At 53.5% G+C, this 26,193-nt stretch carries 23 protein-coding genes and 2 tRNA genes (1 of these 25 only partly in view); all 25 read left to right on the forward strand.

The features are described from left to right. Positions 1 to 42: 42 nt before the first annotated feature. Positions 43 to 999, forward strand: coding sequence for a ribose-phosphate diphosphokinase (locus KB235_RS02030; RefSeq protein WP_034803710.1), 957 nt, complete (start codon positions 43 to 45; stop codon positions 997 to 999). Positions 1,000 to 1,053: 54 nt separating this feature from the next. Continuing rightward, a complete protein-coding gene (gene pth / locus KB235_RS02035; protein WP_034803713.1) occupies positions 1,054 to 1,611 on the forward strand; it encodes an aminoacyl-tRNA hydrolase in 558 nt (185 codons plus the stop codon). A 45-nt stretch (positions 1,612 to 1,656) separates the two neighbouring features. After that, positions 1,657 to 5,181: a transcription-repair coupling factor gene (gene mfd / locus KB235_RS02040; RefSeq protein WP_211780248.1), complete on the forward strand. Its 3,525-nt coding sequence runs from the start codon at positions 1,657 to 1,659 to the stop codon at positions 5,179 to 5,181. Next, the gene (locus KB235_RS02045) at positions 5,165 to 6,718 is read left to right on the forward strand and encodes an oligosaccharide flippase family protein (RefSeq protein ID WP_211780249.1); all 1,554 of its coding nucleotides are present in this window, start codon (positions 5,165 to 5,167) and stop codon (positions 6,716 to 6,718) included. The genes mfd and KB235_RS02045 overlap by 17 nt, the downstream gene beginning before the upstream one ends. A gap of 1 nt (position 6,719) precedes the next feature. Then, positions 6,720 to 8,135, forward strand: a complete 1,416-nt coding sequence (gene yabN, locus KB235_RS02050) for a bifunctional methyltransferase/pyrophosphohydrolase YabN (protein ID WP_211780250.1) — start codon at positions 6,720 to 6,722, stop codon at positions 8,133 to 8,135. Further along, complete coding sequence (locus KB235_RS02055) at positions 8,132 to 8,404, forward strand: RNA-binding S4 domain-containing protein (RefSeq protein WP_211780251.1); 273 nt, start codon at positions 8,132 to 8,134, stop codon at positions 8,402 to 8,404. The genes yabN and KB235_RS02055 overlap by 4 nt, the downstream gene beginning before the upstream one ends. 44 nt (positions 8,405 to 8,448) lie before the next feature. Further along, positions 8,449 to 8,823, forward strand: coding sequence for an FtsB family cell division protein (locus KB235_RS02060; RefSeq protein WP_034817166.1), 375 nt, complete (start codon positions 8,449 to 8,451; stop codon positions 8,821 to 8,823). Positions 8,824 to 8,897: 74 nt separating this feature from the next. Beyond that, on the forward strand, positions 8,898 to 9,413 hold the full coding sequence (locus KB235_RS02065; RefSeq protein WP_034817164.1) for a S1 domain-containing RNA-binding protein: 516 nt from the start codon (positions 8,898 to 8,900) through the stop codon (positions 9,411 to 9,413). Between the two features lie 203 nt (positions 9,414 to 9,616). Beyond that, entirely contained in the window at positions 9,617 to 12,019 is a 2,403-nt protein-coding gene (locus tag KB235_RS02070; protein ID WP_211780252.1) for a YhgE/Pip domain-containing protein, read from the forward strand. Positions 12,020 to 12,161: 142 nt separating this feature from the next. Then, positions 12,162 to 12,238 (forward strand) — tRNA-Met (locus KB235_RS02075). Between the two features lie 9 nt (positions 12,239 to 12,247). Continuing rightward, positions 12,248 to 12,319 (forward strand) — tRNA-Glu (locus KB235_RS02080). A 66-nt stretch (positions 12,320 to 12,385) separates the two neighbouring features. Continuing rightward, entirely contained in the window at positions 12,386 to 13,609 is a 1,224-nt protein-coding gene (tilS, locus tag KB235_RS02085; RefSeq protein WP_211780253.1) for a tRNA lysidine(34) synthetase TilS, read from the forward strand. Between the two features lie 35 nt (positions 13,610 to 13,644). After that, complete coding sequence (gene hpt, locus KB235_RS02090; protein WP_211780254.1) at positions 13,645 to 14,190, forward strand: hypoxanthine phosphoribosyltransferase; 546 nt, start codon at positions 13,645 to 13,647, stop codon at positions 14,188 to 14,190. A gap of 105 nt (positions 14,191 to 14,295) precedes the next feature. Beyond that, complete coding sequence (ftsH, locus tag KB235_RS02095; protein ID WP_211780255.1) at positions 14,296 to 16,317, forward strand: ATP-dependent zinc metalloprotease FtsH; 2,022 nt, start codon at positions 14,296 to 14,298, stop codon at positions 16,315 to 16,317. A gap of 94 nt (positions 16,318 to 16,411) precedes the next feature. After that, positions 16,412 to 17,176, forward strand: coding sequence for a type III pantothenate kinase (locus KB235_RS02100; RefSeq protein ID WP_211780256.1), 765 nt, complete (start codon positions 16,412 to 16,414; stop codon positions 17,174 to 17,176). Between the two features lie 20 nt (positions 17,177 to 17,196). After that, positions 17,197 to 18,123, forward strand: coding sequence for an Hsp33 family molecular chaperone HslO (gene hslO, locus KB235_RS02105; protein WP_051622478.1), 927 nt, complete (start codon positions 17,197 to 17,199; stop codon positions 18,121 to 18,123). A gap of 86 nt (positions 18,124 to 18,209) precedes the next feature. Further along, on the forward strand, positions 18,210 to 19,163 hold the full coding sequence (gene cysK / locus KB235_RS02110) for a cysteine synthase A (RefSeq protein WP_211780257.1): 954 nt from the start codon (positions 18,210 to 18,212) through the stop codon (positions 19,161 to 19,163). Positions 19,164 to 19,288: 125 nt separating this feature from the next. Continuing rightward, positions 19,289 to 20,638, forward strand: a complete 1,350-nt coding sequence (locus KB235_RS02115; protein WP_051690339.1) for an anthranilate synthase component I family protein — start codon at positions 19,289 to 19,291, stop codon at positions 20,636 to 20,638. Continuing rightward, entirely contained in the window at positions 20,635 to 21,219 is a 585-nt protein-coding gene (pabA, locus tag KB235_RS02120; RefSeq protein ID WP_034803748.1) for an aminodeoxychorismate/anthranilate synthase component II, read from the forward strand. Before KB235_RS02115 ends, pabA begins: the two co-directional genes overlap by 4 nt. Beyond that, positions 21,203 to 22,036, forward strand: a complete 834-nt coding sequence (locus KB235_RS02125) for an aminotransferase class IV (protein ID WP_211780258.1) — start codon at positions 21,203 to 21,205, stop codon at positions 22,034 to 22,036. The genes pabA and KB235_RS02125 overlap by 17 nt, the downstream gene beginning before the upstream one ends. Continuing rightward, on the forward strand, positions 22,033 to 22,818 hold the full coding sequence (gene folP / locus KB235_RS02130) for a dihydropteroate synthase (RefSeq protein WP_034817153.1): 786 nt from the start codon (positions 22,033 to 22,035) through the stop codon (positions 22,816 to 22,818). The genes KB235_RS02125 and folP overlap by 4 nt, the downstream gene beginning before the upstream one ends. Beyond that, positions 22,811 to 23,176 (forward strand): dihydroneopterin aldolase, encoded by a 366-nt coding sequence (gene folB, locus KB235_RS02135; RefSeq protein ID WP_211780259.1) that lies wholly within the window; start codon positions 22,811 to 22,813, stop codon positions 23,174 to 23,176. The genes folP and folB overlap by 8 nt, the downstream gene beginning before the upstream one ends. Continuing rightward, on the forward strand, positions 23,173 to 23,676 hold the full coding sequence (gene folK / locus KB235_RS02140) for a 2-amino-4-hydroxy-6-hydroxymethyldihydropteridine diphosphokinase (RefSeq protein ID WP_034803757.1): 504 nt from the start codon (positions 23,173 to 23,175) through the stop codon (positions 23,674 to 23,676). Before folB ends, folK begins: the two co-directional genes overlap by 4 nt. Positions 23,677 to 23,699: 23 nt before the next feature. After that, entirely contained in the window at positions 23,700 to 24,695 is a 996-nt protein-coding gene (dusB, locus tag KB235_RS02145) for a tRNA dihydrouridine synthase DusB (RefSeq protein WP_034803760.1), read from the forward strand. 148 nt (positions 24,696 to 24,843) lie between these two features. Then, positions 24,844 to 26,193: the 5' portion of a lysine--tRNA ligase gene (lysS, locus tag KB235_RS02150; protein WP_034803763.1), read on the forward strand. The gene runs 141 nt beyond the window's last position; 1,350 of the gene's 1,491 nt are visible here — the first part of the coding sequence; it begins with the start codon at positions 24,844 to 24,846; its stop codon lies beyond the right edge, outside the window.

Raw genomic sequence — 26,193 nt, forward strand, 5'->3', positions numbered from 1 at the left:
GCTGCCAATTACTATTGAACACGATGGAGGAGAATCCTAAACATGTCTACTGTATATGAACGTGAAATTCGCCTATTTAGCTTAAATTCCAACCGCCCGCTCGCTGAAGAGATTTCAAAAGAAATCGGAATCCCACTCAGCGACTGCCAAGTGAAGCGGTTCAGCGATGGAGAACTTTACATCAACATCGAGGAAAGCGTACGCGGAGACGATGTGTACATCATCCAATCGACGAGCTCGCCGGTCAACGAGACGCTCATGGAGTTGCTCGTCATGATCGACGCGTTGAAACGCGCATCGGTCCGTACGATTAACGTCGTCATGCCGTATTACGGCTACGCACGCCAAGACCGCAAGGCGCGCTCGCGTGAACCGATCACGGCAAAACTTGTGGCTGACCTTCTTACAGTAGCTGGTGCGACTCGATTGATCACAATGGACTTGCACGCCGCTCAAATTCAAGGTTTCTTCAACATTCCAGTAGACCAATTGTTAGGAGTTCCCCTCATCTCGACGTACTTCGAGACAGAAGAATTCAAGTCGAAAGATATCGTCGTCGTGTCACCGGACCACGGTGGTGTCACACGCGCCCGTAAATTGGCGGAGCGCTTGAAAGCGCCGATCGCCATCATCGACAAGCGTCGCCCGGAAGCGAACGTGGCAGAAGTGATGAACATCGTCGGCAGCGTCGAAGGCAAGACGGCGATCTTAATCGATGACATCATCGACACGGCCGGTACGATCACGCTCGCAGCGGATGCCATCGTTCAAGCAGGTGCGAAAGAAGTGTACGCGTCATGTACGCACCCAGTCTTGTCTGGCCCGGCAATGGAGCGTATCGACAACTCGTCAATCAAAGAACTTGTTGTCTTGAACACGATCGATTTACAAGGTCGCGAATGTTCAAACAAAATCAAGCAAATGTCGGTCGCCCGTTTGCTTGGGGAAGCAATTATGCGTGTCCACGAGCACAAATCGGTGAGCACGTTATTCGATTAAAAAACGAGGCCCGAAGGCGTCCGCCTTTGGGCTTTTTTGTTCAGGAGGAAACGGATGAAATGCATCGTCGGCCTTGGGAATCCAGGCAAAAAATATGAGATGACCCGTCACAACGTTGGCTTTTTGGCGATTGACCGTCTCGCTGAGAAACACGGGATTCAATTGGATGAAGCGAAGTTTAAGGCGCTCATGGGAACGGGAAGAATCAATGGAGAACGTGTCGTGCTCGTCAAGCCGCTCACGTACATGAATTTATCGGGTGAGTCGGTTCGTCCGATTTTAGACTATTATAAGATTGACCTCGACGACTTGCTCGTCATCTATGACGACCTCGACATGGTACCCGGCAAACTACGGTTCCGTCCGAAAGGGAGCGCGGGAGGCCATAACGGAATCAAGTCGTTGATTCAGCACCTGGGCACGCAAGACTTTAAACGCTTGAAGCTCGGCATCGGTCGTCCGCCCCATCCGGTGAAAGTCGTCGACTGGGTGCTCATGAATTATCGAAAAGAAGACATGCCAGAATTGAATGATACGCTCGATCAAGCCGTATCCGCGGCAACCGATTTCGTGGATACCGAATGGATCGCGCTCATGAATCGATATAACTAAAGGGTCGCCGTACCCTTTTTTGTCGTATGAGGTGGAGGAAAACAAATGAACGCTCTAGAGAGATTTATGGTGGCGTTGCCTGAAACGAAAACCATTCGTGACAGGTTGCCGAAACTGGACCGTCAGCTCGTGACGGGATTGACGACGAGTGCGAAGGCGCTCGTTTTGGCGGGGCTCGCCAAGGAGACGTCACGACGTCTCGTCGTCGTCACCCACAACATGTATCAGGCCCAAAAAATGTACGACCAACTCGAGGCGTTGATTGGACCGGACAAAGCGTTGCTCTATCCAATCGATGAGACGCTCGCGGGCGAACTGTCGTTAACGTCGAGCCCAGAGCTTTTAGCGGCCCGAATCGAGGCCAGGACGCGTCTCCTTCATGAACAAGGAGGCGTCGTTGTCGTGCCGCTCGGCGGCTTGCGTCGTTTCATCCCAAGCCCGGACGATTGGCAAGCGAGTCATCACGTCATTCGACCAGGACAAGAGTTAGAGTTGAAGCCGTTCGCGGAACGACTTGTCACACTCGGTTATGAACGGACCGCGACCGTGACGGCACCGGGTGAATTCTCGGTCCGTGGTAGCATCCTCGATGTCTATCCGCTGACGGAGGCCCGACCGTTCCGTATCGACTTATTCGATACGGAAGTAGATTCGGTCTTCACGTTCGACGCCGAGACACAGCGTTCGCTCGGTGTGGCAAAAGAAGCCGTCATCCCACCAGCGACGGAGTTCGTGGCGTCGGCGGATCAATTGAAAAAAGCTGGAGACGCGTTAAATCGACAATATGAGCGGACGTTGTCGCTCATCGAAACGGAGACGATTCGTCAGGCGCTTGAAGACGGGATTGCCGGTGACATTGAGACGCTTCGGCGAGGGGACGTGCCGAGTCAAATCGGGAAATTCACGCCGCTCCTCTATAAAGCGACGCTCCTCGATTACGTCGGTGCGGAAGCGGTGCTCATTTTAGACGAAGTCGCGCGAATCGAAGATGCGGCCGATGTGCAAGACCGTGAAGAAGCCGAATGGTTCTCGTCGTTAATCGAACGGGGAGAGTCGGTCTCCAACTATACGCTCGCCGTGCCGATGCATAAAGTGTTCCGTGACTTGAAACAAGTCGCCTTCTCGCTATTGCCGTCACGCCGTTCGGGCATCCCGGAGGCGAACACGGTTCACCTCAGTTGTCGCCCACTTCCGGCGTTCCATGGCCAGATGCATTTGTTGAAGCAAGAAGTCGAGCGTTGGCAGCAAAGTGACCACCGCATCGTCTTCCTCGCCGGAGACAAGGACCGGGCGGACAAAGTCGCGACGCTACTTGAAGATTACGGCATCCCTTCTACGTTTACGAACGTGGACGGGGAACTGTTACCACGTCACGCCCACGTCATGATCGGTCAAATCGAAGGTGGGTTCGAACTCTCGACGAGCCGACTCGTCGTCGTCTCGGAAGAAGAACTGTTCAAGCGGGTGGCGAAGCGAAAACGTCAGACGAAGAATTTGACGAACGCCGAACGAATCAAGAGTTACCAAGAGCTGAAACCGAACGACCACGTCGTCCATATTCACCATGGGATTGGGAAGTACCTCGGGATTAAGACGATCGAAGTCGGCGGCATTCACCAGGACTACTTGCATCTCGTCTATGCCGGCGATGATGCGTTGTATGTACCGGTCGACCAGATCGACCTCGTCCAAAAGTACGTCGGCGCCGAAGGCAAAGAGCCAAAAATTTATAAGCTCGGTGGCACGGAGTGGAAGAAAGTAAAATCAAAAGTCGCGAAATCAGTCGAAGATATCGCCGACGAGTTGATTAAACTTTATGCGGCGCGGGAAGCGTCCGTCGGTTATGCGTTCCCGGGCGATGACGAAGAGATGAGCCAGTTCGAGTCGTCGTTCCCATATGCCGAGACCGAAGACCAAGTCCGCTCGATCGCGGAAATCAAAGCGGACATGGAGCGTTCGCGCCCGATGGACCGCCTTCTTTGTGGGGACGTCGGATACGGGAAGACGGAAGTGGCGATTCGAGCTGCGTTCAAAGCGGTCCTCGCTGGGAAGCAAGTCGCCTTCCTCGTACCGACGACCGTCCTCGCCCAGCAACATTACGAGACGATGCTCGAACGGTTCAGCGAGTTTCCGATTAACGTCTCGGTCATGAGCCGTTTCCGTTCGAAGAGCGAGATGGCAGCGACGAAGAAAGGCTTGAAAGAAGGGACGATTGATGTCGTCGTCGGGACGCACCGTGTCTTGTCAAAAGACGTCACGTTCGCTGACCTCGGCCTCGTCATCATCGATGAAGAGCAACGTTTCGGAGTGAAGCATAAAGAGCGGCTCAAACAGTTGAAGACGAACATCGACGTGTTGACGCTGACGGCGACCCCGATTCCACGGACGCTCCACATGTCAATGATCGGCATTCGCGACTTATCCGTACTCGAGACACCGCCGGAGAACCGCTACCCCGTCCAGACGTACGTCATGGAGTACGATGGGATTGTGCTCCGTGAGGCGCTCGAGCGCGAACTCGCCCGAGGTGGTCAAGCGTTCTTCCTCTATAACCGTGTCGAAGGCATCGAGCGCAAAGCCGAAGAGATTCGGGCACTCTTGCCGGAAGCGCGCATCGCGACAGCGCACGGACGGATGACCGAGACAGAGCTTGAAAGTCAGCTCATCAGTTTCTTAGAAGGCGAGGCCGATATTCTCGTCTCGACGACGATTATCGAGACGGGCATCGACATCCCGAACGTCAACACGCTCATCGTCCACGATGCGGATAAGATGGGGCTGTCGCAACTGTATCAGCTCCGCGGCCGTGTCGGACGTTCAAATCGGATTGCCTACGCATACTTCACGTACCGGAAAGACAAACGGTTGACGGAAGTGGCAGAGAGCCGATTACAGGCGATTAAAGAATTTACCGAGCTCGGAAGCGGCTTCAAGATCGCGATGCGTGACTTGTCGATTCGCGGTGCCGGTAACCTGCTCGGGGCTCAACAGTCCGGATTCATTGACTCGGTCGGTTTCGACTTGTACTCGCAAATGTTGTCTGAAGCGATCGAAGAGCGGAAGGACCGCATGCGCGGACAGGCCAAACAAGTCGTCTTTAAACCAGAAATCTCGTTCCAAGCCGATGCGTACATCCCGGACGATTACTTGTCGGATAGCGAACTGAAAATCGAGATGTATAAACGTTTCAAATACGTCGATACACCGGAAGCGTTGTTCGCGCTCCAAGACGAGTTGATTGAGCGGTTCGGGGAGTTCCCGGAACCGGTCGCGCTATTGATTCAATTGACACGCCTTCGGATTTACGGCGAGATGGCGCGAGTAGCGCGGATTAAACAAGTGCCAGGCCGCGTCGAGATCGTCTTGACGATGGAGTCGACGACAGCGCTTGACGTCCCATCCTTCATGGAGTGGACGATGCCGCTCGGCCGTAAACTCGGCGTCGGTCAAGACAACGGTGCACTCAAGCTGTCGCTTAGCGGACGCATGCCGGTTGTCGAACTGTTGAATGATGCCGATACGGTCCTCGAAGAGTTGACGAAGAGGTTGGCGCATGCGGCCGTCAAGTAAGTTTGCGACAGGCGTCGTCTTGTTCGCTCTCGCGGGCTATATCACGAAAGTCATCAGCTTCGCGTATCGTGTCCCGTACCAGAACATTGCGGGAGACTTCGGTTTGTATGCTTATCAGACGGTCTATCCGTTCGCAGCAATCGTCGCATCGCTCGGCATGTACGCGATGCCCGTCGTCATCGCAAAGATTGGTGTCGGGGCGAACGGGCCGAAGCGGAAACTCGAAGTGTTGTGGGGGAGCTTTTATATTTTGCTCGGACTCGCCGTCGTACTTGTCATGGGGATGTGGTCGCTCGCGCCGCTCCTTGCGGGCTGGCTCGGCGACCCAAACCTCTCCTCGACACTTCGTGTGATCAGCCTGAGTTATTTGCTCATGCCGGCGCTCGCAGTGCTGAGAGGATCATTCCAATCGATTGACGACTTAAAACCGAGTGCCTTGTCGCAAGTGCTAGAGAACCTCGTACGCGTCACGGTCCTACTTGTCGTACTCGTCATCGGCGTGCACCTCGGACTCGATGCTTACGCCTTGAGCCGCTACGCTTACGCGGCGACGCTCGTCGGCGGAATCGTAGCAATCGTCGTCCTCAGCGTGTGGGCGAAAGGCTTGCGACTACGGCTCGTCCCGGTCCAAAAGGTGACGCTCCAGGCCGCATTTCGTGTCATCGTGACGACTGGGTTTGCGGTCGGCTTCGCCTCACTCGGCATTCTATGGATGCAACTCGTCGACTCGTTCACGATCGTCAACTTGATGGGGGGCGATTTCGAGGCGAAAGTGAGTAAAGGCGTGTTCGACCGTGGTTATCCGCTCGTCCAATTCGCGATTCTGTTCACGACCGCGCTCGGGATGGCAAACGTGCCGAGCCTTGTACGACATTACCGGGCCCGGCAGATTGAAGCGACGGCGAGCGGTCTTCGCTCGATGATTCGGGTGACGACCGCTGTCGCGGCCGCGGCAACGATTGGACTCATGGGTGTGATGCTCCCGCTGAACGTGGCGTTGTTCGAGAATGCGGACGGGACGTTCGCGCTCGTCCTCCTTTCGACGAGTACGTTCGCCGCGTCCCTCGCCGTCGCGAGCATGACGTGTCTGCAGGCGATTGACCGGGAGCGGACGGCCGCGTTCGGGATGCTTGTCGCGATTGGAATGAAACTCGTGGTCAATCTCATGCTCGTTCCAAACTACGGGATTGAAGGGGCGGCCATTGGGACGTCTGTCGCCTTTTTAGGGATGGCCGCCTTTAACTTTAATCGGCTCGACCGAGTCATCCCGCTCGGCATGCTACGCTTCAAACATTATGGATTACTCGTCAAAACGGTCACGCCGATGGGTCTTGTCCTCTTCGGTTTGAACGTGCTCGCGCTCGATCGGATGACGCACCGCCTCGATGCCTTCGTCTGGCTCGGGGGGATGGTGTTGATCGGGGCCGGCCTATACGCGTGGCGGCTTTGGCGCGAGCGCGTCCTCTCAATCGGAGAGTGGGAGATGATTCCGCTCGGCAACCGTTTCGTCAATTTGATGGATAAAAAGGAGAACTGATATGAGCTTTGGAATTACCGTCGTCGGACTCGGGTCCGGCGAACTTGAACAACTGCCGCTCGGCGTATATCGTCATTTGAAACGACAGCCGCTCGTCTGGTTACGGACAAGGAACCATCCGGTCGTCGACGAACTCGAGGCGGAAGGAATGCACTTCGAGTCGTTCGATTCGGTCTACGAGACGTCGGAAACGTTTGAAGACGTCTACGAACAAATCGTCGCATCTCTCATCGAGAAAAGTGACGAGCTCGCTATTACGTATGCTGTCCCGGGTCATCCGTTCGTAGCCGAACGGACGGTCGAGTTGCTCGTTGAACGAGGCGCGGATGTCACGTTTCTCGGTGGACAGAGCTTTCTGGACGCGATGTTTCAGGCGCTTCGCATCGATCCGATTAATGGCTTCCAGTTGCTCGATGCGACCGCGCTCGATATCGAACGGTTGCAAGTGACGCAACACGTCCTCATCGGACAAGTGTACGACGGCTTCGTCGCCGGGGACGTGAAAGTTCAATTGATGGAACGCTATCCCGATGAACACGTCGTGAAGCTCGTCACGGCAGCCGGGACGAAACACGAGCAGATTCGAGAAGTGCCGCTCTATGAGATGGATCGGGTCGCCGAAGTCGACAACTTGACGACGCTCTACGTGCCGCCGTTGACCGATGAAGCGTATTTAGCTCGCGAGTTTGCGACGCTTCACCACATCATCGCGACACTCCGAGGTCCAAACGGATGTCCGTGGGACCGGAAGCAGACGCATGAGTCGCTTCGTAAGTATTTGCTCGAGGAAGCGTACGAGTTGATTGAAGCGATTGACGAACAAGACGATGACGCCATCATCGAAGAGCTCGGCGACGTGTTACTCCAAGTCATGCTGCACGCCCAAATCGGTGCCGATGACGGCTATTTCGATATCCGGGACGTCATCGGGTCAATCAGTGAGAAAATGGTGAGGCGACACCCGCACGTCTTCGGGGATGTGACGGTCGCTGACGCCGATGATGTCATTTCGAACTGGAATGCGATTAAACAGACCGAAAAAGGGGAAAAGAGAAAATCGCAACTAGACGGTGTGCTCATGACACAACCGGGATTGATGCGAGCCGAACAGCTGCAGAAGAAAGCCGCCCACGTCGGGTTCGAATGGGACGATGTGAGCGGTGCGTTCGCGAAACTCGAAGAAGAAGTGCGCGAGTGGAAAGAACGCCCGGAAGACGAGACGGAGTTAGGTGATGTGTTGTTCTCCATCGTCAACGTCGCCAGATACTATAAGTTGAACGCCGAGCAAGCACTCGAACGAACGAATCAAAAATTCAAGAGACGGTTTGAATACATCGAGGCGAACGGGTCCGTCGAGGACATGACGCTCGAACAGATGGACCGACTCTGGAACGAAGCGAAGGAGCAAGGACTATGAGGTTGGATAAATTTTTGAAAGTGTCCCGGTTAATCAAGCGCCGGACGTTGGCCAAAGAAGTAGCGGATCAAGGTCGTATCGAACTGAACGGACAAGTCGCGAAAGCGAGCACGGACGTCAAAGTCGGAGACGAGCTGAAAATCCGTTTCGGGAACAAGCTTGTCACGGTCGTGATCGATTCGATTGCAGAACATGCCCGTAAAGAAGACGCGAAAGAAATGTATCGCCTGATCAAAGAAGAAAAGGTGAACAGTGGTACGGAAGCGTAAAAAAAAGTATACTGAACGTATCAGGACAGGAGGAAGGTGATTCGATGAATGGACGTACCCCGACAGAGCGAAAACAGCGAATTCGGGCTCTCGACGAACGGAGAGAACAGCTGGAAAAAGAACAGAGCCGGCGACGTATCCATCTTCGACGCCGCCTGGCTGCGGCCTCCCTTCTCTTTTTGTTGATGATCGTGCTCATCGGTCAAAGTTACTTCTCGAAAGTCGGTTACGTCTCGGAACAAGAGCGAAAGCAAAATGAGGCGCAAATCGAGTTGACCGAAGTGAAAGGTGAGCAAGCGGAATTGAAGGAGCAGGTCGAACGTTTACAAGACGAAGAATATATCGCCAACCTCGCGCGCAACGAGCTGTTGTTCTCGAAAGATGGCGAGATTATTTTTTACTTCTCCCCAGAGGAATAAGTCGGTTCGTTGACCGTTGACGAAACGACTCGTATAATTGTAGGGAATCAATCAAAAAAGGAGTACATTATTTTATGTCAATTGAAGTAGGAAGCAAGGTACAAGGCAAGGTTACAGGGATTACGCATTTCGGAGCGTTCGTAGAACTTCCAAACGGGAAGACAGGTTTGGTCCACATCAGTGAAGTGGCGGATTCTTACGTCAAAGACATCAACGAAGTCCTCACAGTCGGCCAGGAAGTCACAGTCAAAATCTTGAACGTCGAAAACGATGGCAAAATCGGGTTGTCCATCAAGAAAGCGGTCGATCGCCCTGTGAGCGAACGCCCTGAGCGTCCGGCTGGCGAACGTTTCTCACGCGGTCCACGTCCAGGCGGCCCGGGCCAAGGCCAAGGCGGTCCACGCGGCGGCGGTGGCCCACGTGGTGGCGGTCCACGTGGCGGCGGTGGCGGCCGTCGTGAAGTGCGACGCGAGCCAGAGACGTTTGACACGTTGATGAGCAAGTTCTTGAAAGATAGCGATGAGCGTCTCACAACGTTGAAACGTCAAACCGACTCAAAACGCGGTGGACGTGGCGCCAAGCGCGGGTAACCCTTCGTAACACCATTCGCTTCTACTCACCATACAAGCTCTTCCTGTAGGAGAGGCACGAACCACAGACGAACATCGTCTGTGGTTTTTTTAGTTTAAAGTTATGAAAGATAACTAAAAAGGGTTGATTTTTTCATGAAGAGCGAGCAAAATAGGAAACATGAAAAAATAGTTATGTTTTATAAGTGAAGGTGGAGAAACAAATGAATGGATGGAAACTTTGGAAAGCGGAGTGGCGGAACATCGCGAAAAACCCTCGCGTCTTGATTCCGATTTTGGCGGTGGCACTCGTACCGCTCATGTACGCGGGCATGTTTTTATGGGCGTTTTGGGATCCGTATGGTCAGATGAAGGATCTCCCTGTCGCAATTGTCAACGAGGACGAAGGGGCGACGTTCGACGGCACATCACTCGCCGTCGGAGATGAACTCGTCGATAAGCTTCTGACCTCGGAGGCGTTTGATTTTATCGAGACGACTCGAGCTGAGGCTGAATCGGGATTAAACGACCATGATTATTACATGGCGATTGAAATCCCGAAAGATTTTTCAAAAAAAGCGACGACAGCACTCGAGGACAATCCTGAACAGCTCGAGCTCAAATATATTGCGAATGAGTCATATAATTTTCTAGCGGCTCAAATCGGCGGCTCGGCGATGGAGCAAGTAAAAGGGGAGTTATCGACCGAGGTCGCCAAACAGTACGTCAGCGCCATGCGAGATGGCATCCAAGATGCAGCAGCTGGTCTTGAAGATGCGGCAGATGGGGCAGCTAAACTCGCCGACGGATCCAAGACGGCCGAGAAAGGTGCGACTGAACTTGCCGATGGCACTGCACTTCTCGCTTCGAAACAACAAGAGTTGGCAGACGGAGCAGGGCAGTTAGGTGAGGGTGTGTCCCAACTTGCAACCGGTTCGACCGACTTGGCGGATGGAAGTCAACAAGTGTATGAAGGAAGTGCGGCCCTCTCAGACGGGGCACGACGTGTGGACGAAGGAGCGTCCGCCCTCTCAGACGGGACGAATCGACTCGTCGAAGGGACGACCACGTTCGCGTCAAAATTAGCAGAATTGCATGCGGGTACCACGTCACTTGACGAAGGGATGCAAGATTTAGCCGCAGGACTCAACCAAGCGAAAGCTGGTAGCGCACAGCTCGTCTCTGGATCTAGTGAGTTGGCGAATGGAATATCGAATGCCAAACAAGGCAACGCCGCACTCTTGGCAGGAGAAACCGAACTAATTGACGGCATCGGTCAAATGAAAACAACATTACTCGCTAGCCAAGACGCATTGATGCAACAACTTTCGACGTTGGCAGAATCCGGTCAACCGATCCCGCCAGAAGTGCTTCAACAAGTCGTCAATCGACTTGCGGAAGGGAATCAGGCGACAGCAGCAGGATTTGATGAGCTCGCTTTAGGAGCAAGCCGCATTCGAGACGGGCAAACCGCACTCGATGCCGGTTTGACGAAAGCGGAAGCGGGGGCGAATGAACTTGCTTCTGGTCTAGTTACCCTTGATCAAGGACAAGCCAAATTGAGTGACGGGGCGACGGCGCTCGCCACTGGTTCATCCCAACTCGAGCAAGGAGCGAAAGTAGCCGCCGCAAGTTCGAACGAGCTCGCATCAGCGAGCACGGCGTTGAACGCGGGTGTAGGGCAGTTGAGAGATGGAACGTCTGAATTGGCTTCTGGTAGCACACGTTTGACGGAAGCGACGGGCACGTTGATAGAAGGAAGTAAAAAACTCGCCGCCGGTGCGAAAGACGCAGAGACTGGTACACGCACGCTGACTGATGGGGCAATGCAACTCGCCGATGGCGGGAAGACGGTCGCGTCAGGAAGCAGTGAATTGAGAGACGGCTTGTCTGAACTGGAATCGGGAAATGTCACGCTACGTGACGCATTGGCCGAAGGTGCGGAGCAGGCGTCCATCGAGCTTGGAGACGAGAACGTCGATATGATGGCCGGACCGGTCACGATTGTCAATGAGTCGATTCATAAAGTACCGAACTATGGGACTGGTTTTGCGCCGTACTTCATGTCACTCGGTCTTTTCGTCGGAGCGCTATTGTTGTCGATTGTATATCCGTTATACGATCCAGCCGGGAAACCGAAGCGCAGTCTATCTTGGCTCCTTTCTAAATCCGGAGTGCTCGTTGTCGTTGGATTCGTGCAAGCGCTCGTCTTGAACGTCGCGATGATTCAACTCCTTGGTCTAGAGGTGGAAGCGCCGCTTCGCTTCTTCGGATTCAGTTGGCTCGTTAGCATCACGTTTTTATTAATCGTGCAATTACTCGTGACGACACTTGGCAACCCAGGTCGTTTCGTCGCCATCGTCTTGCTCATTTTGCAATTGACGACGTCGGCCGGAACGTTCCCGCTTGAGTTGATTCCAAGCGCACTTCAACCATTTAACACGCTCTTGCCGATGACATATACGGTCGCGGGATACAAAGAGATTCTCTCGAATGACGGCATTCAATATTTACAGTCGGCAACAACTTATCTAGCCTTCGCCTCACTTGCTTGTTTTGGACTTCTATGGAGTTATTTTAGAATTGCGTGGAAGAAAAAATATCGAGGCGTGACAGCAGAAGCATGATGTAAAATGAACAGGAAATCGTGTATAGTGGGAAAGACGACACTATGCACGATTCTTTTTATAAAAAACTTTTAAAAAAGAATTGACACAAATGTGGTGACTGGTTATTATAGAAAATGTGCTTAGGACACAACAATAACATGGCGGTGTAGCTCAGCTGGCTAGAGCGTACGGTTCATACCCGTGAGGTCGTGGGTTCGACTCCCTCCGCCGCTACCATTTTATTTAGGCCCGTTGGTCAAGCGGTTAAGACACCGCCCTTTCACGGCGGTAACACGGGTTCGAATCCCGTACGGGTCACTTACCTAAGCGAACAAGTCATCTCATCTGAGGTGGCTTTTTTTGTTATCTCGAGGAGGGATAGACATGCCGAACGTCTTGCTTGCCGTTTCGGGCGGCGTCGATTCGATCGTCTTGCTTCATCAGATGGTTGCAAAAGGCATCGCCGTGGGCGTCGCTCACGTCCATCACGGGCAGCGCCGTGCATCCGATGAAGAATATCGATTCGTGGAACGACTCGCGTGCGCGTACGGCGTCCCGTTTCACGGCACGCGATTGGAACTTGAAGCCGCCTCGCAATCCGCTTTTCGGGAAGCGCGCTACGCCTTTTTCGAGACGGTCATGCGTGAACATGGCTATCGGGAGTTGATGACGGCCCATCACGCCGACGATGTCGTCGAGACGGTGCTCATTCAGTTACACCGTAACGTCATCGAAGTGACGGGCATCCCGGAACGTCGCCCGTTCGGTAGCGGAACACTCGTCCGACCGTTGTTAGACGAGACGAAACAACGGCTCATCGAGTATGCGGAGCACCACAACTTGGAATGGCGGGAAGATGCCACGAACGCGAAGACCGATTATTTACGCAATGAAATGCGTCATCTGATCATTCCGAAGCTACAAGCTGAATGGCCGACGCTTGTGCAAGACGTATGCACAGCGGCGCGTCTGAACCGTGAAATTTGGCAGCGGCGGTATGCGGCCATGGCCGACTGGATGGCGCGTCACATCCGGTTTGAAATGAAAGCGTTTCATGTGAAACTTGCGACGCTTGCGACCTTGTCGGAAGAAGAGCGGCATGTGCTCGGCCGGCTTTTATCGCAGCGTTTTGGGGTACAGGTAGCGGAAGGCATGACGCGACTTATGCGAAGTAAGCGAGGGACGGGTGTTTACGATGTGGGCGGGGATTTTCGTTTAGAGAAGCGTGACGGTAGCCTCGCTCTGACGGAACGGGGGCGACTGTCAATCCCGTCGCCGCAACGAGTCGAGACGCTCCCGGAACGCGTGACGTTTGGTGAACACGTCGTTTCGCTCGAGGTGACGGATGGTGGTCGCGGTTTCCCGCTCGATGCACTCGAGTGGCCCTTATACGTTCGCGCCCCGCGCCCTGGTGACCGAATCAGCCTCTCGGTCGGGACGAAGAAAGTCGCCCGCGTTTTAATAGATGCAAAAGTCCCGCGGGAAAAACGGGCGCTCATCCCGTTATTAGTTGACGCAAGCGATCGGATTATCGCTATAGTAGGAATAAGAGTTTCCGATTTTCCGGAGAAGTCGGATGCGAGATACCCACGATTAATGGTAAAATGATGATTGTGTCGGATTAGAAAGAGGAGGATTTTAAGATGTCATTAAAGAACGATATGGAAAAGGTGCTCATTTCGAGCGAACAGATTCAAGTAAAAGTGAAAGAACTCGCGACAACGCTCAGCGAAGAATATAAAGAAGAGTTCCCGCTTCTCGTCTGTGTATTGAAAGGCGCGATGCCGTTCATGTCGGACCTCGTCAAAGAGATGGACATTCATCTTGAGATGGACTTCATGGACGTATCGACGTACCACGGCGGGACGTCATCGACAGGTGAAGTGAAAATTGAGAAAGATTTAAATACGTCTGTAGAAGGTCGTGACATCTTGATTGTAGAAGATATCATTGATAGCGGGCTCACGCTCGCCTATCTCGTCGACCTCCTTAAGTATCGTAAAGCCAAGTCGGTGAAGATCGTCACGTTACTCGACAAGCCGACAGGCCGTAAAAACGGACTGTCCGCAGATTATAGCGGTTTCGTTATCCCGCACGAATTCGTTGTCGGCTACGGTCTCGACTATGAAGAGAAATATCGCAACCTCCCTTACGTCGGTGTGCTCAAGCCGAGCGTTTACGGGGGCTAACGTTTTTCTTTTGAAAATGTGACGTGGTAAGATAAAAGAAATACCCAAAGTATACACATATACTGAATGGGCGAGAACATCGTTTCTCGGAATAGGAGGCAGAGAATGAATCGTGCAGTGAAAAACACCTTAGTTTTCGGTGTGATTTTCCTAGCCTTGATCTTGTTCCTTCAATATTTACAAAACCCGAGTAGCCAGAGCGAGACGCTCACGTACTCGGAGTTCTTGGAATATGTGGAAGAAGGTCGGATTGAAACGGCGACCGTGCAAGAAATTCCGGGTGCCATCTCGATTACAGGTGATTTAACAGGAGATGACGACCAGCGTTTTGAAACGAACATCCCGGCCAACGAGGCCGAATATGCCGAAGTACTCTCGTCACTTCGTGCGAATACGAACATTAGTGTCGAAGAAGCGGAGTCGAGCGGGAACTGGTTCAGTATCGTATTTGCGATCTTACCGTTCATCATCATCTTCATCTTGTTCTTCTTCTTGCTCAACCAAGCCCAAGGTGGCGGCGGTGGCGGTCGTGTGATGAACTTCGGGAAATCGAAGGCGAAACTATACGACCAAGAGAAGCGCCGTGTGACGTTCAAGGACGTTGCCGGAGCGGACGAAGAGAAGCAAGAACTGATTGAAGTCGTTGAGTTCTTGAAAGACCCGCGCAAGTTCTCGAAACTAGGCGCACGGATTCCAAAAGGTGTCCTTCTTGTCGGTCCTCCAGGGACAGGTAAGACACTCCTCGCTCGTGCAGCGGCGGGTGAAGCCGGCGTACCATTCTTCTCGATTTCAGGTTCTGATTTCGTTGAGATGTTTGTCGGGGTCGGGGCATCACGTGTCCGTGACTTGTTCGAGAATGCGAAGAAAAACGCACCGTGTATCATCTTCATTGATGAGATTGACGCGGTCGGACGTCAACGTGGTGCCGGTTTAGGTGGCGGCCACGATGAGCGTGAACAGACGCTTAACCAACTTCTTGTTGAGATGGATGGATTCAGTGATAACGAAGGCATCATCATGATTGCCGCGACGAACCGTCCGGACATTCTTGACCCGGCCCTTCTCCGTCCGGGACGTTTTGACCGTCAAATCACGGTCGATCGCCCTGACGTCAAAGGCCGTGAAGAAGTGTTGAAAGTCCACGCACGCAACAAGCCGCTCGACTCGACGGTCGACTTGAAGTCGATCGCGCAGCGGACACCTGGTTTCTCAGGTGCGGACTTGGAGAACTTACTCAACGAGGCAGCACTCGTTGCAGCCCGCTCGAACCGTGCGGCTGTTTCGATTGTCGATGTGGAAGAGGCGATTGACCGTGTCATCGCTGGCCCTTCGAAGAAGAGTCGCGTCATCTCGGAGAAAGAACGAAACATCGTCGCTTACCACGAGGCAGGTCATACGATTATCGGAATTGAACTTGAGAACGCCGATGAAGTGCATAAAGTGACGATTGTCCCACGCGGAAACGCGGGCGGTTACGTCGTCATGCTTCCGAAAGAAGACCGTTACTTCATGACAAAACCTGAGCTTGAAGACAAGATCGTCGGACTCCTCGGTGGTCGTGTCGCCGAAGATATCATTTTCGGTGAAGTATCGACGGGTGCGAGCAATGACTTCCAACGCGCGACTGGAATCGCACGGAAGATGGTCATGGATTACGGGATGAGCGACAAGCTCGGACCGCTCCAGCTCGGTTCGAACCATGGCGGTCAAGTGTTCTTAGGCCGTGATTTCCAAACGGAACAAAACTACTCGGATGCCATCGCGCAAGAAATCGATCTCGAGATTCGTGAAATCATCAACCGTTGCTACGCGAAAGCGAAGCAAGTGTTGACGGATCGTCGCGCTGATCTCGAACTCGTTGCGAAGACGCTTCTTGAAGTCGAAACACTCGACTCGAAGCAAATTCGTCACTTGATTGAGACACGCGAGTACCTCCCGCACGAGCCGGCAGAACCGACCGATGAAACGAACGATTCAGACGAGGCGAAAAAAGATGAGGCGGCCGTCAAGCACGGACAAGTCATCGATCAACCCGAGTCTGTTCAAGAAGTGAAGCCGGATGTCGTCCCAGAAGGCGATAAGCCTGAAGCGACACCGACAGAACGGCCGAACAACGATTCACGGTAAGTGTTAGAGACGAATGCCCTTCATGAGGCATTCGTCTTTTTTCGTGTTATAATTCGAGCGAACTGTAATTGACAACAAAGTGAGGAACGCTATCATGATTTTAGTGATTGATGTTGGGAATACAAATATTGTTCTTGGGATGTATGACGGTGAGACGCTCGTCCACCATTGGCGCATCTCGACGGACCGCACGAAAACGACCGATGAGTACGGGATGCTCGTTAAGTCATTGTTTGACCATACGAACGTCTCGTTTGACCAAATCGATGGCGTCATTCTCTCGTCTGTCGTCCCGCCGGTCATCTTTCCGCTCGAACAGATGTCGCAACGCTACTTCAACGTCCGTCCAATCGTCGTGGGTCCTGGCGTAAAGACAGGTCTCGATATTCACGTCGACAATCCGCGTGAAGTCGGTGCAGACCGCATCGTCAATGCGGTCGCCGGAATTGCCAAATATGACGGGCCGCTCATCATCGTCGACTTCGGGACGGCGACGACGTATTGTTATATCGATGCGAACCGGCGTTATCACGGCGGTATTATCTCGCCGGGTATTATGATCTCGGTCGAGGCGCTCTATCAACGTGCGGCGAAGTTGCCGCGCATCGAACTCGCGACCCCGCCGACCGTCGTCGGAAAAAACACGATTCAAGCGATGCAGTCCGGGACGTACTACGGGTACGTCGCCCAAGTCGATGGCATCGTCAGCCGTATCAAGCGCGAAGTCGGGGAAGCAACCGTCATCGCGACGGGTGGACTCGCCCGATTGATTAGCGAACATGCGGAAACCATCGATGTCGTCGATTCGTTCTTGACGCTTGATGGGCTTCGCCTCATTTATGAACGCAACCAGAAATGAATACAAAGGAGTTACACGATATGATTCAACCAGAACAACAAGCATTACTTGACCAAATGAAAGCCGATTACCTCGTCCGTGCCCTCGGGTTCAATGGTGAGGTCCGTGCCTTTGCCGTCCGCACGACAAAGACGATTTTTGAAACACAACTCCGTCATCAGACGACACCGGTCGCTTCAGCAGCCCTCGGTCGAACGATGACGATTGGGACAATGATCGGGGCGATGCAAAAAGGGGCGGCGCGTGTCACCCTTAAAGTCGAGGGGGATGGCCCAATCGGAAAGATTATCGTTGACGCGGATACGGCAGGCGACGTGCGTGGATACGTCTCGCATCCGCGTGTCGAAGGTGGCACGTTCGTCAACGACCATGGCCTTACAAAGCTCAAAGTCGGCGAAGCGGTCGGACGTGGGACAATTTCGGTCATTAAAGACCTCGGTTTAAAAGATTACGTCGGTGGGTCATCTGAAATTCAAACGGGTGAAATCAGTGAAGACTTCACGTACTACTTCGCCACTTCGGAACAAGTGCCGTCAGTCGTCGGTGCCGGCGTTCTCGTTCTTCCTGAAGACGAGTCGATTCTCGCAGCAGGTGGCATCATCGTTCAATTGATGCCAAACGCGTCAGAAGAGACGATTCAAAAACTCGAAACCGCATTGAAGACGTTCCCGCCGGTATCGGTGTTAATCGGAGAAGAAAAGACACCGGAAGAGATGCTCGAGATGCTTCTTGGCGATAGTCTAGAACTACTTGACCAAAAACCGGTCCAATTTAACTGCACGTGTAGCCGTGACCGCATGGAAAGTGCGATTATCGGGCTCGGCGCCGAAGAGATTCGTCAAATGATTGAAGAAGACGGCGGCGCGGAAGCGGTTTGTCACTTCTGTGGTGAAAAGTATCACTTCTCGGCAGAACAGCTCGAGGCAATGAAACAACAAGCGCGTTAAACGGCTTCGTTCCAAATTGCATATTTTCAATTCGATAGGGTATGATTACATTATCGGAATAGTCGGAATTATGAGGAGGAAGTAACATGCGTATCGTAGATTCAGTGACAGACTTGATTGGGAAGACACCGATTGTAAAATTGAACGGACTGACCGGTCCAGAAGACGCAGCGGTTTATATGAAGTTAGAGTATATGAACCCAGGCTCAAGCGTAAAAGATCGAATCGCGCTCGCGATGATCGAGGCAGCTGAAAAAGAAGGCATCTTGAAGCCAGGCGACACCATCATCGAACCGACAAGTGGAAACACGGGGATCGGGCTTGCGATGGTTAGCGCGGCGAAAGGGTATAAAGCGATTCTCGTCATGCCGGAGACGATGAGCATGGAGCGTCGCAACTTGCTTCGCGGTTACGGTGCGGAGCTCATCTTGACGCCAGGTCCTGAAGGAATGGGCGGCGCGATTCGTCGCGCGACCGAAGAAGCGGAAGTGAACGGATACTTCCTGCCTCAACAATTCAACAATGCGGCCAACCCAAACGTCCACGAGATGACGACGGGACCTGAGATTGTCGACGCGTTCGAGGCCTCAGGATTGGACGTCGATGCGTTCATCGCTGGTGTTGGAACGGGTGGCACGATTACAGGTGCCGGTAAAGTGTTGAAGGCGAAATATCCGGACGTGAAAATCTTGGCAGTTGAACCTGTTGATTCGCCGGTCCTTTCAGGCGGAAAGCCGGGGCCGCATAAAATCCAAGGCATCGGCGCAGGGTTCGTCCCATCGATTCTCGATACGGAGATTTATGAAGGTGTCCTGCAAATCACGACGGACCAAGCGTTCGAATACGCTCGACTCGCGGCACGGACGAACGGGGTCCTCGGTGGCATCTCGTCAGGCGCGGCCATCGCAGCAGCGGTCGATACGGCGAAACAACTTGGCAAAGGCAAAAACGTGCTTGCGATCATCCCATCAAACGGAGAACGCTACTTGAGCACGCCGCTCTACCAATTCGACGAAGAATCGGACAGTGTCCGTTCATAATGTATGAGGCAGTTCCTAGAAGACAACTTCTTTCGGGAACTGCCTTTTCTTGTGTACAATTAGAGGCATGAACTAGAGGAACGGGGGAATCGGATGTGCGGACGACAGCGTTCAAAACAATCCATATGACAAAACAGAAGATGTACGACACATACTTAACGTTGACGGAAGGGAAGTCCCACCATGCGTGGCTCGAGAGCGGCCGGGCCGGTCGGTACACGATGGCGGGCGTCGAGCCGTTCGGGACGCTTCACGTGAAAGATCACATCGGGACGTTGAAGACGGAAGCAGGGCTTGAAACGTTAAACGGTCGCCCGCTCGACATCGTCGAAGCGGTCCGTTCGCGTTATGCGGTCGAACGTCCGGACGGGGCACCCCCGTTCTTTGGCGGCATGATCGGCTATGTGAGCTATGACGTCGCGCGGACGCTCGAGCGGTTGCCACGTGAAGCGGCCGATGACTTGGCGACGCCGGACGTTTCGTTCTTGTTGTTCGATGAAGTGGCCGTCTTCGATGAAGACGAGTCGCTCTTGTACGTCATGGTCACGGCAGAAGGAAACGTCGAGGCAAAGCTCGATCGGTTCGCGGCACTTTGGCAGACGGAGACACATTACGCTTTCGCACCCGTCGCCGATCGTGACGTGGAGCGGGCGCGGTCCCTATCGCAAGCACAGTTCGTCGCGGCGGTGCAGACGATTCAAGCATATATCGTGGAAGGCGACGTGTTCCAAGTCAACTTGAGCGTCAGACAATCCGAGCCGCTCCTCGCCGACCCGCGCCACGTCTATGACACGCTTCGTGAGATGAACCCGTCACCGTATATGGGTTACTTCAAAGACGATTTTTTGACGATGGTATCGGCGTCGCCCGAGCTGTTAATTGAGAAGCACGGTTCTGCCATCTCGACACGCCCGATCGCCGGGACGCGGCCGCGGGGACGTGACGAGGCGGAAGACATGGAACTGGCCCGAACGCTGTTAGATAACGAGAAAGAGCGGGCCGAACATGTCATGCTCGTCGATTTGGAACGAAACGATCTTGGGAAAGTGGCGGCGTACGGCACCGTCCACGTCGACGAGTTGATGGTCATCGAAAAGTACTCGCACGTCCAACATATCGTCTCAAACGTCCGCGGTCTGATTCGGGACGATGTTTCCGGTGCTGAAGCGCTCGGGGCGATGTTCCCGGGCGGAACGATTACAGGGGCGCCGAAAATTCGGACGATGGAGATTATCGAGGAACTCGAACCGGTTCGGCGCGGCATTTATACCGGCTCGTACGGTTGGCTCAGTTGGGCCGACGACCTCGTCTTCAACATTACGATTCGGACGATGGTCGTCAAAGACGGGGTGGCACACGTTCAAGCCGGCGCGGGCATCGTCATCGACTCGGACCCGGTCGCCGAATATGAAGAATCGTTGTCAAAGGCGAAAGCGCTCTGGGCGGCGAAAGCGAAAGCGGAGGAGACAACATGATTTTACTCATCGACAACTATGATTCATTCACATATAACTTGGTGCAATATTTCGGTGAGCTCGGCGAACAACTCGTCGTCCGCCGGAACGACGACATCACGCTCGAGGAAATCGAGGCGCTGGCTCCGAGCTATCTCGTCATCTCGCCGGGACCATGTACCCCGAATGAGGCCGGCATCAGTGTGGAGGCGATTCGTACGTTTGCCGGGAAAGTTCCGATTCTTGGCGTCTGCCTCGGTCATCAAGCGATCGCGCAAGCGTTCGGTGGCGAAGTCGTCCATGCCGAGCGGCTCATGCACGGGAAGACGTCGAACATTCGGCATGACGGCAAGACGCTCTTTCAAGACGTCCCCCAAGATACGGTCGTCACGCGATATCATTCGCTCGCCGTTGACCGTGCGTCGCTCCCGGACTGTCTCGACGTGACGGCCGAGACGCGGGAAGGTGAGATTATGGCGCTCCGCCACAAGACGTTGCCGATTGAAGGGGTGCAATATCATCCGGAGGCGATTTTGACGGAGCATGGCAAAGAGATGATTCGAAACTTTATCGAGGTGTATCGTCATGTGGCTATGGCATAACGGCGAGTTACGTGGAAGCGATGAAGTATGCATCCCCGTGTCCGATCACGGTTTCCTGTACGGAATGGGGTTGTTTGAAACGTTTCGGACGTTTGACGGGAAGCCGTTCTTGTTCGATGCGCATTGGGAGAGACTCACTGACAGTTTAGACGCGCTGTGGATCGACTTGCCTTATCGAAAGCGAGACATCGAACAAGCGATTCAAGACGTCGTTCGACAAAACGATGCCCCAAACCTTTACATTCGCCTCAACGTATCGGCGGGCGTCGCACCACTCGGGCTTCACGACGGACGGTATGGGCGGCCGAACGTGACGCTCCTCGTCAAGCCGCTCGCTGAGGCGTTTACGCCAGTTGAAAAACGGCTCGAGGCGTTACCGTTTCCGCGAAGCCGGCCTGAAGCCGCGTTTCGTTTGAAGTCGCATCATTATATGAACAATATTCTCGGGAAACGTGCCTTGATTGACCGTGAGGCCGAAGGGTTGTTTGCGGATGAGAGTGGAAGCGTCGTAGAAGGGCTCGTCTCGAACGTATTTTGGACGGAACGGGACGGTCGTCTCTTTACGACTCCGCTCTCATCGGGCGCGCTCGCCGGTGTGACCCGAAAATGGGTGATGGAGACGTTTGACGTATCGGAGCGGGCTGTCACGTTTGAAGAGTTGGCCGAGGCCGAAGAGATTTGGCTGACGAACTCGATTCAACAAATTGCGCCGGTGACCGATTTTTCTGGCCGTCGTTTCCCTGGTAAAGAAGGAGCGCGCTTCACGGAGGTGTGGCAACGTGTATTGAAGACGATTGAAAAGGAGGGTGCGACATGACGAACGTGATGGGGATTTTGAATGTGACACCGGATTCATTCTCGGATGGTGGCCGCTATACGGTGCTTGACGATGCGATTGCGCATGCGAGGCAACTCGTCGAGGATGGGGCCGATGCGATTGATGTCGGCGGCGAGTCGACACGGCCAGGGGCGCAGTTCGTATCAGCTGAAGAAGAGATTGAACGGGTCGTCCCGGTCATTCGCCGGTTAAAAGCAGAGCTCGACGTGTTGGTTTCGATTGACACGTACAAGCCGGAAGTCGCGCGAGCGGCCGTCGAAGCCGGGGCGGATATCATCAACGATGTCTGGGGATCGAAATGGGGCGACCGCTCGATGGTGCAGGTGGCCAACGCGTATGGCGTCCCAATTATTTTGATGCACAACCGGGACAATCGGAATTACGGACATTTCATCGAAGAAGTCGTCGGCGACATTCAAGAATCGATTGAGCTCGCGCACGAGGCAGGTTTGTCGGACGAGTTGATTTGGCTCGACCCGGGCATCGGTTTCGCGAAAGACTATGCACAGAACCTTGAACTGATGAACCGGCTTGATGTCATCACGAACCTCGGGTACCCGGTTCTGCTCGGGACGTCCCGGAAGTCGTTTATCGGACAGGCGCTCGACTTACCGACCGAGGAACGTCTAGAAGGGACGATTGCGACGACGTGTCTCGGCATTATGAAAGGTTGCGCTTGGGTAAGGGTGCATGACGTGCGCGCGAATAAGCGGGCGGCGCAGATGATGGATGTGATGTTAGGAGGCGGACAGCATGGATAAGATGTTTGTGACCGGGATGCGCTTTTACGGGTATCACGGTGTGTTTGAAGAAGAAAATCGACTCGGGCAGCGATTTAATATCGATTTGATGTGTGAACTCGACCTGGCACCGGCCGGATTGTCGGATGATTTAGATGACGGGGTCAGCTACGCCGGTTTGTATCAAGTGACAGAAGCGATCGTCTCGGGCGAACCGGTCAACCTGCTCGAGACGCTCGGCGAACGGATCACGCAAGCCGTGCTCGCCCACAGCGATAAGATTCAAAGCGTGACCGTCAAAGTGATCAAACCGGACCCGCCGATTCCGGGACACTACGACTCGGTCGCCATCGAGATGACGCGGAGGCGAAACGGATGATGTATATCGCACTCGGTTCAAACATCGGTGAGCGGGCCCGTTACTTACACGAGGCGATTGAAGCGATGGAGGCGGAAGGGCTTCGTGTCACGAGTCGGTCGTCCGTCTATGAGACGGCACCGGTCGGATATACGGACCAGCCTTCGTTCTATAATATGGTCGTTGCAGTCGTCACGGCACGTTCGGCCGAAGACGTCCTCGACCGGTTACAACACATCGAGCGACAGCTTGGGCGGGAACGTCTCTTTAAGAACGGCCCCCGTACAATCGACCTTGACATCTTGGTTTATAACGGCGAAGATATACAATCGAAGCACTTGTCTGTACCGCATCCGCGGATGCATGAACGCGCTTTTGTCCTCGCCCCGCTCGCGGAAATCGCTCCGACGCTCGTGGTGAGAGGCCAGACGGTTCACGACCTGCTCCTCGCGCTACCGGAAGCGGAACGGCGCGATGTAGTCCGGCTTGAATCGTTACAGTCGCTCGTTGAATCGGTTTAACGTCTATAAAAGGAAGTGGAGCTATGTCAGGTTTTAAGATTGGAAACGTGGACATTAAGAATCGGGCCGTGCTCGCCCCGATGGCCGGCGTCACGAATCCGGCATTTCGTCTCATCGCGAAAGAGTTCGGTGCCGGGCTCGTCTGTGCCGAGATGGTGAGCGATAAAGGGATTTTGTTAGAGAACGCGCGGACGCTACGGATGCTGTACGTCGATGAGCGAGAAAAACCGCTCAGTCTTCAAATCTTTGGCGGGTCGAAAGAGACGCTCGTACAGGCGGCGAGGTACGTCGACCAAAATACGAATGCGGACATTATCGACATCAACATGGGTTGCCCGGTCCCAAAAGTGACGAAGTGTGAGGCGGGCGCGAAGTGGTTACTCGACCCGGAGAAAGTGTATGAGATGGTAAATGCCGTCTCGAATGCGGTCGAAAAACCAGTCACCGTCAAAATGCGTCTCGGTTGGGACGAGGATCACATCTACATTCTCGATAACGTCCGAGCGGCCCAGTCGGGTGGCGCCTCGGCGATTGCGATCCACGGGCGGACCCGTTCCCAACAATATGAAGGTACGGCGAATTGGGAATGGATTGGCGAAGCGAAAAAGATTGCGACCGTTCCGATTATCGGGAATGGCGATATCTCGACACCGCAAGAAGCGAAACACGCGATCGACCATTACGGCGTCGATGCCGTCATGATCGGCCGGGCCGCTTTAGGGAACCCGTGGATGCTTTACCAGACGGTTCAATATTTAGAGACAGGTGAACTCCCGCCAGAACCGGCAGCGCGGGAGAAGATTGATATATGCATGCTTCACCTCGATCGATTGATTGCCATCAAAGGCGAGCTGACGGCAGTGCGGGAAATGCGTCAACACGCGGCCTGGTACTTGAAAGGATTGAAAGGGAGCGGCCCGGTTCGCAAGCAAATCAATGAGGCTGAATCACGTGATACGTTCGGGATCATTTTGTACCATTTCGTCGAGCAACTCGAACGACAGATGCAAGAAGTGTGAACTAGTGTAAAAAAGTGATTTATGGTAAGCTTGTTTGGCGAAAAAGCGCTACGCAATGAGCGAACGGCTCAGGCTGTGCTGTTGGCCATCGGGTCGACAGTTTTTTATTAGAGAGAAACCCAATACGTATAGAGGAGTGAATGGAGTAGTGAGTCACGAGTTGGAAATGAACGACCAAATGCAGGTGCGTTTTGAAAAGATGACGGAAATGCGCGAACGCGGCTTAGACCCGTTCGGTCAGCGGTTCGAACGCTCGGCCCATGCCGGTGAATTGCACGAACAATATGAGGCGATTGAGAAAGAAGCGCTCGCTGAACAAGCTGTCGACGTGACGCTTGCTGGCCGAATCATGACGAAGCGTGGGAAAGGGAAAGTCTTCTTTGCCCACATCCAAGACGTCACTGGCCAGATTCAAATTTATGTTCGCAAGAATGATGTCGGTGACGAGGCGTTCGATTTGTTTAAATCGTCTGACCTTGGTGACATCGTCGGTGTGAAAGGGAAATTGTTCAAAACGAACGTGGGAGAATTGTCGATTCACGTTGAAGCGTTTGAACTGTTGACGAAAGCGTTGCGACCGCTTCCGGATAAATACCACGGACTTAAAGATGTCGAACAACGTTATCGCCAACGTTATCTCGACTTAATCACAAACAATGATTCACGTCAGACGTTTATTTTGCGTAGCCGAATCATCTCGGAAATCCGTACTTTCTTAAATCAACGCGGTTACCTTGAAGTGGAAACGCCGATGCTTCATACGATTGCCGGTGGTGCAGCGGCCCGTCCGTTCTTGACGCATCACAATGCACTCGATATGGAACTATATATGCGAATTGCGATTGAGCTCCACTTGAAGCGCCTCATCGTCGGTGGACTTGAGCGCGTCTATGAAATCGGACGCGTCTTCCGTAACGAAGGAATCTCGACACGTCACAACCCAGAGTTCACGATGATTGAGCTATATGAAGCATATGCGGATTATAACGACATCATGGATTTGACGGAAGAATTGGTTGCGCACGTCGCGAAAGAAGTGCTAGGCACGACAGATGTCCAGTACGGTGAAGATACGATTCATCTCGGAATCGGTTGGAAACGTGCCCACATGGTCGACTTGGTGAAAGAGGAGACAGGTGTCGACTTCTGGCAACAAATGTCGGATGAAGAAGCACGCGCACTTGCGAAAGAGCACGGTGTCGAAGTTCAAGATCATATGACGTTCGGTCATATCGTCAATGAATTCTTTGAACAAAAAGTAGAAGAGACGTTGCTTCAACCGACTTTCGTCACTGGCCATCCGGTCGAAGTGTCACCACTTGCGAAAAAGAATGATCAAGACCCACGCTTCACGGACCGCTTTGAGTTGTTCATCGTCCGTCGTGAACACGCGAACGCGTTCACGGAGTTGAACGACCCGATCGATCAACGTGAGCGTTTCGAAGCACAGTTGCTTGAGAAAGAAGCGGGGAATGATGAAGCACACGAACTCGATAAC

This window comes from Exiguobacterium alkaliphilum, from assembly GCF_018138125.1.
GTDB lineage: Bacteria > Bacillota > Bacilli > Exiguobacteriales > Exiguobacteriaceae > Exiguobacterium > Exiguobacterium alkaliphilum.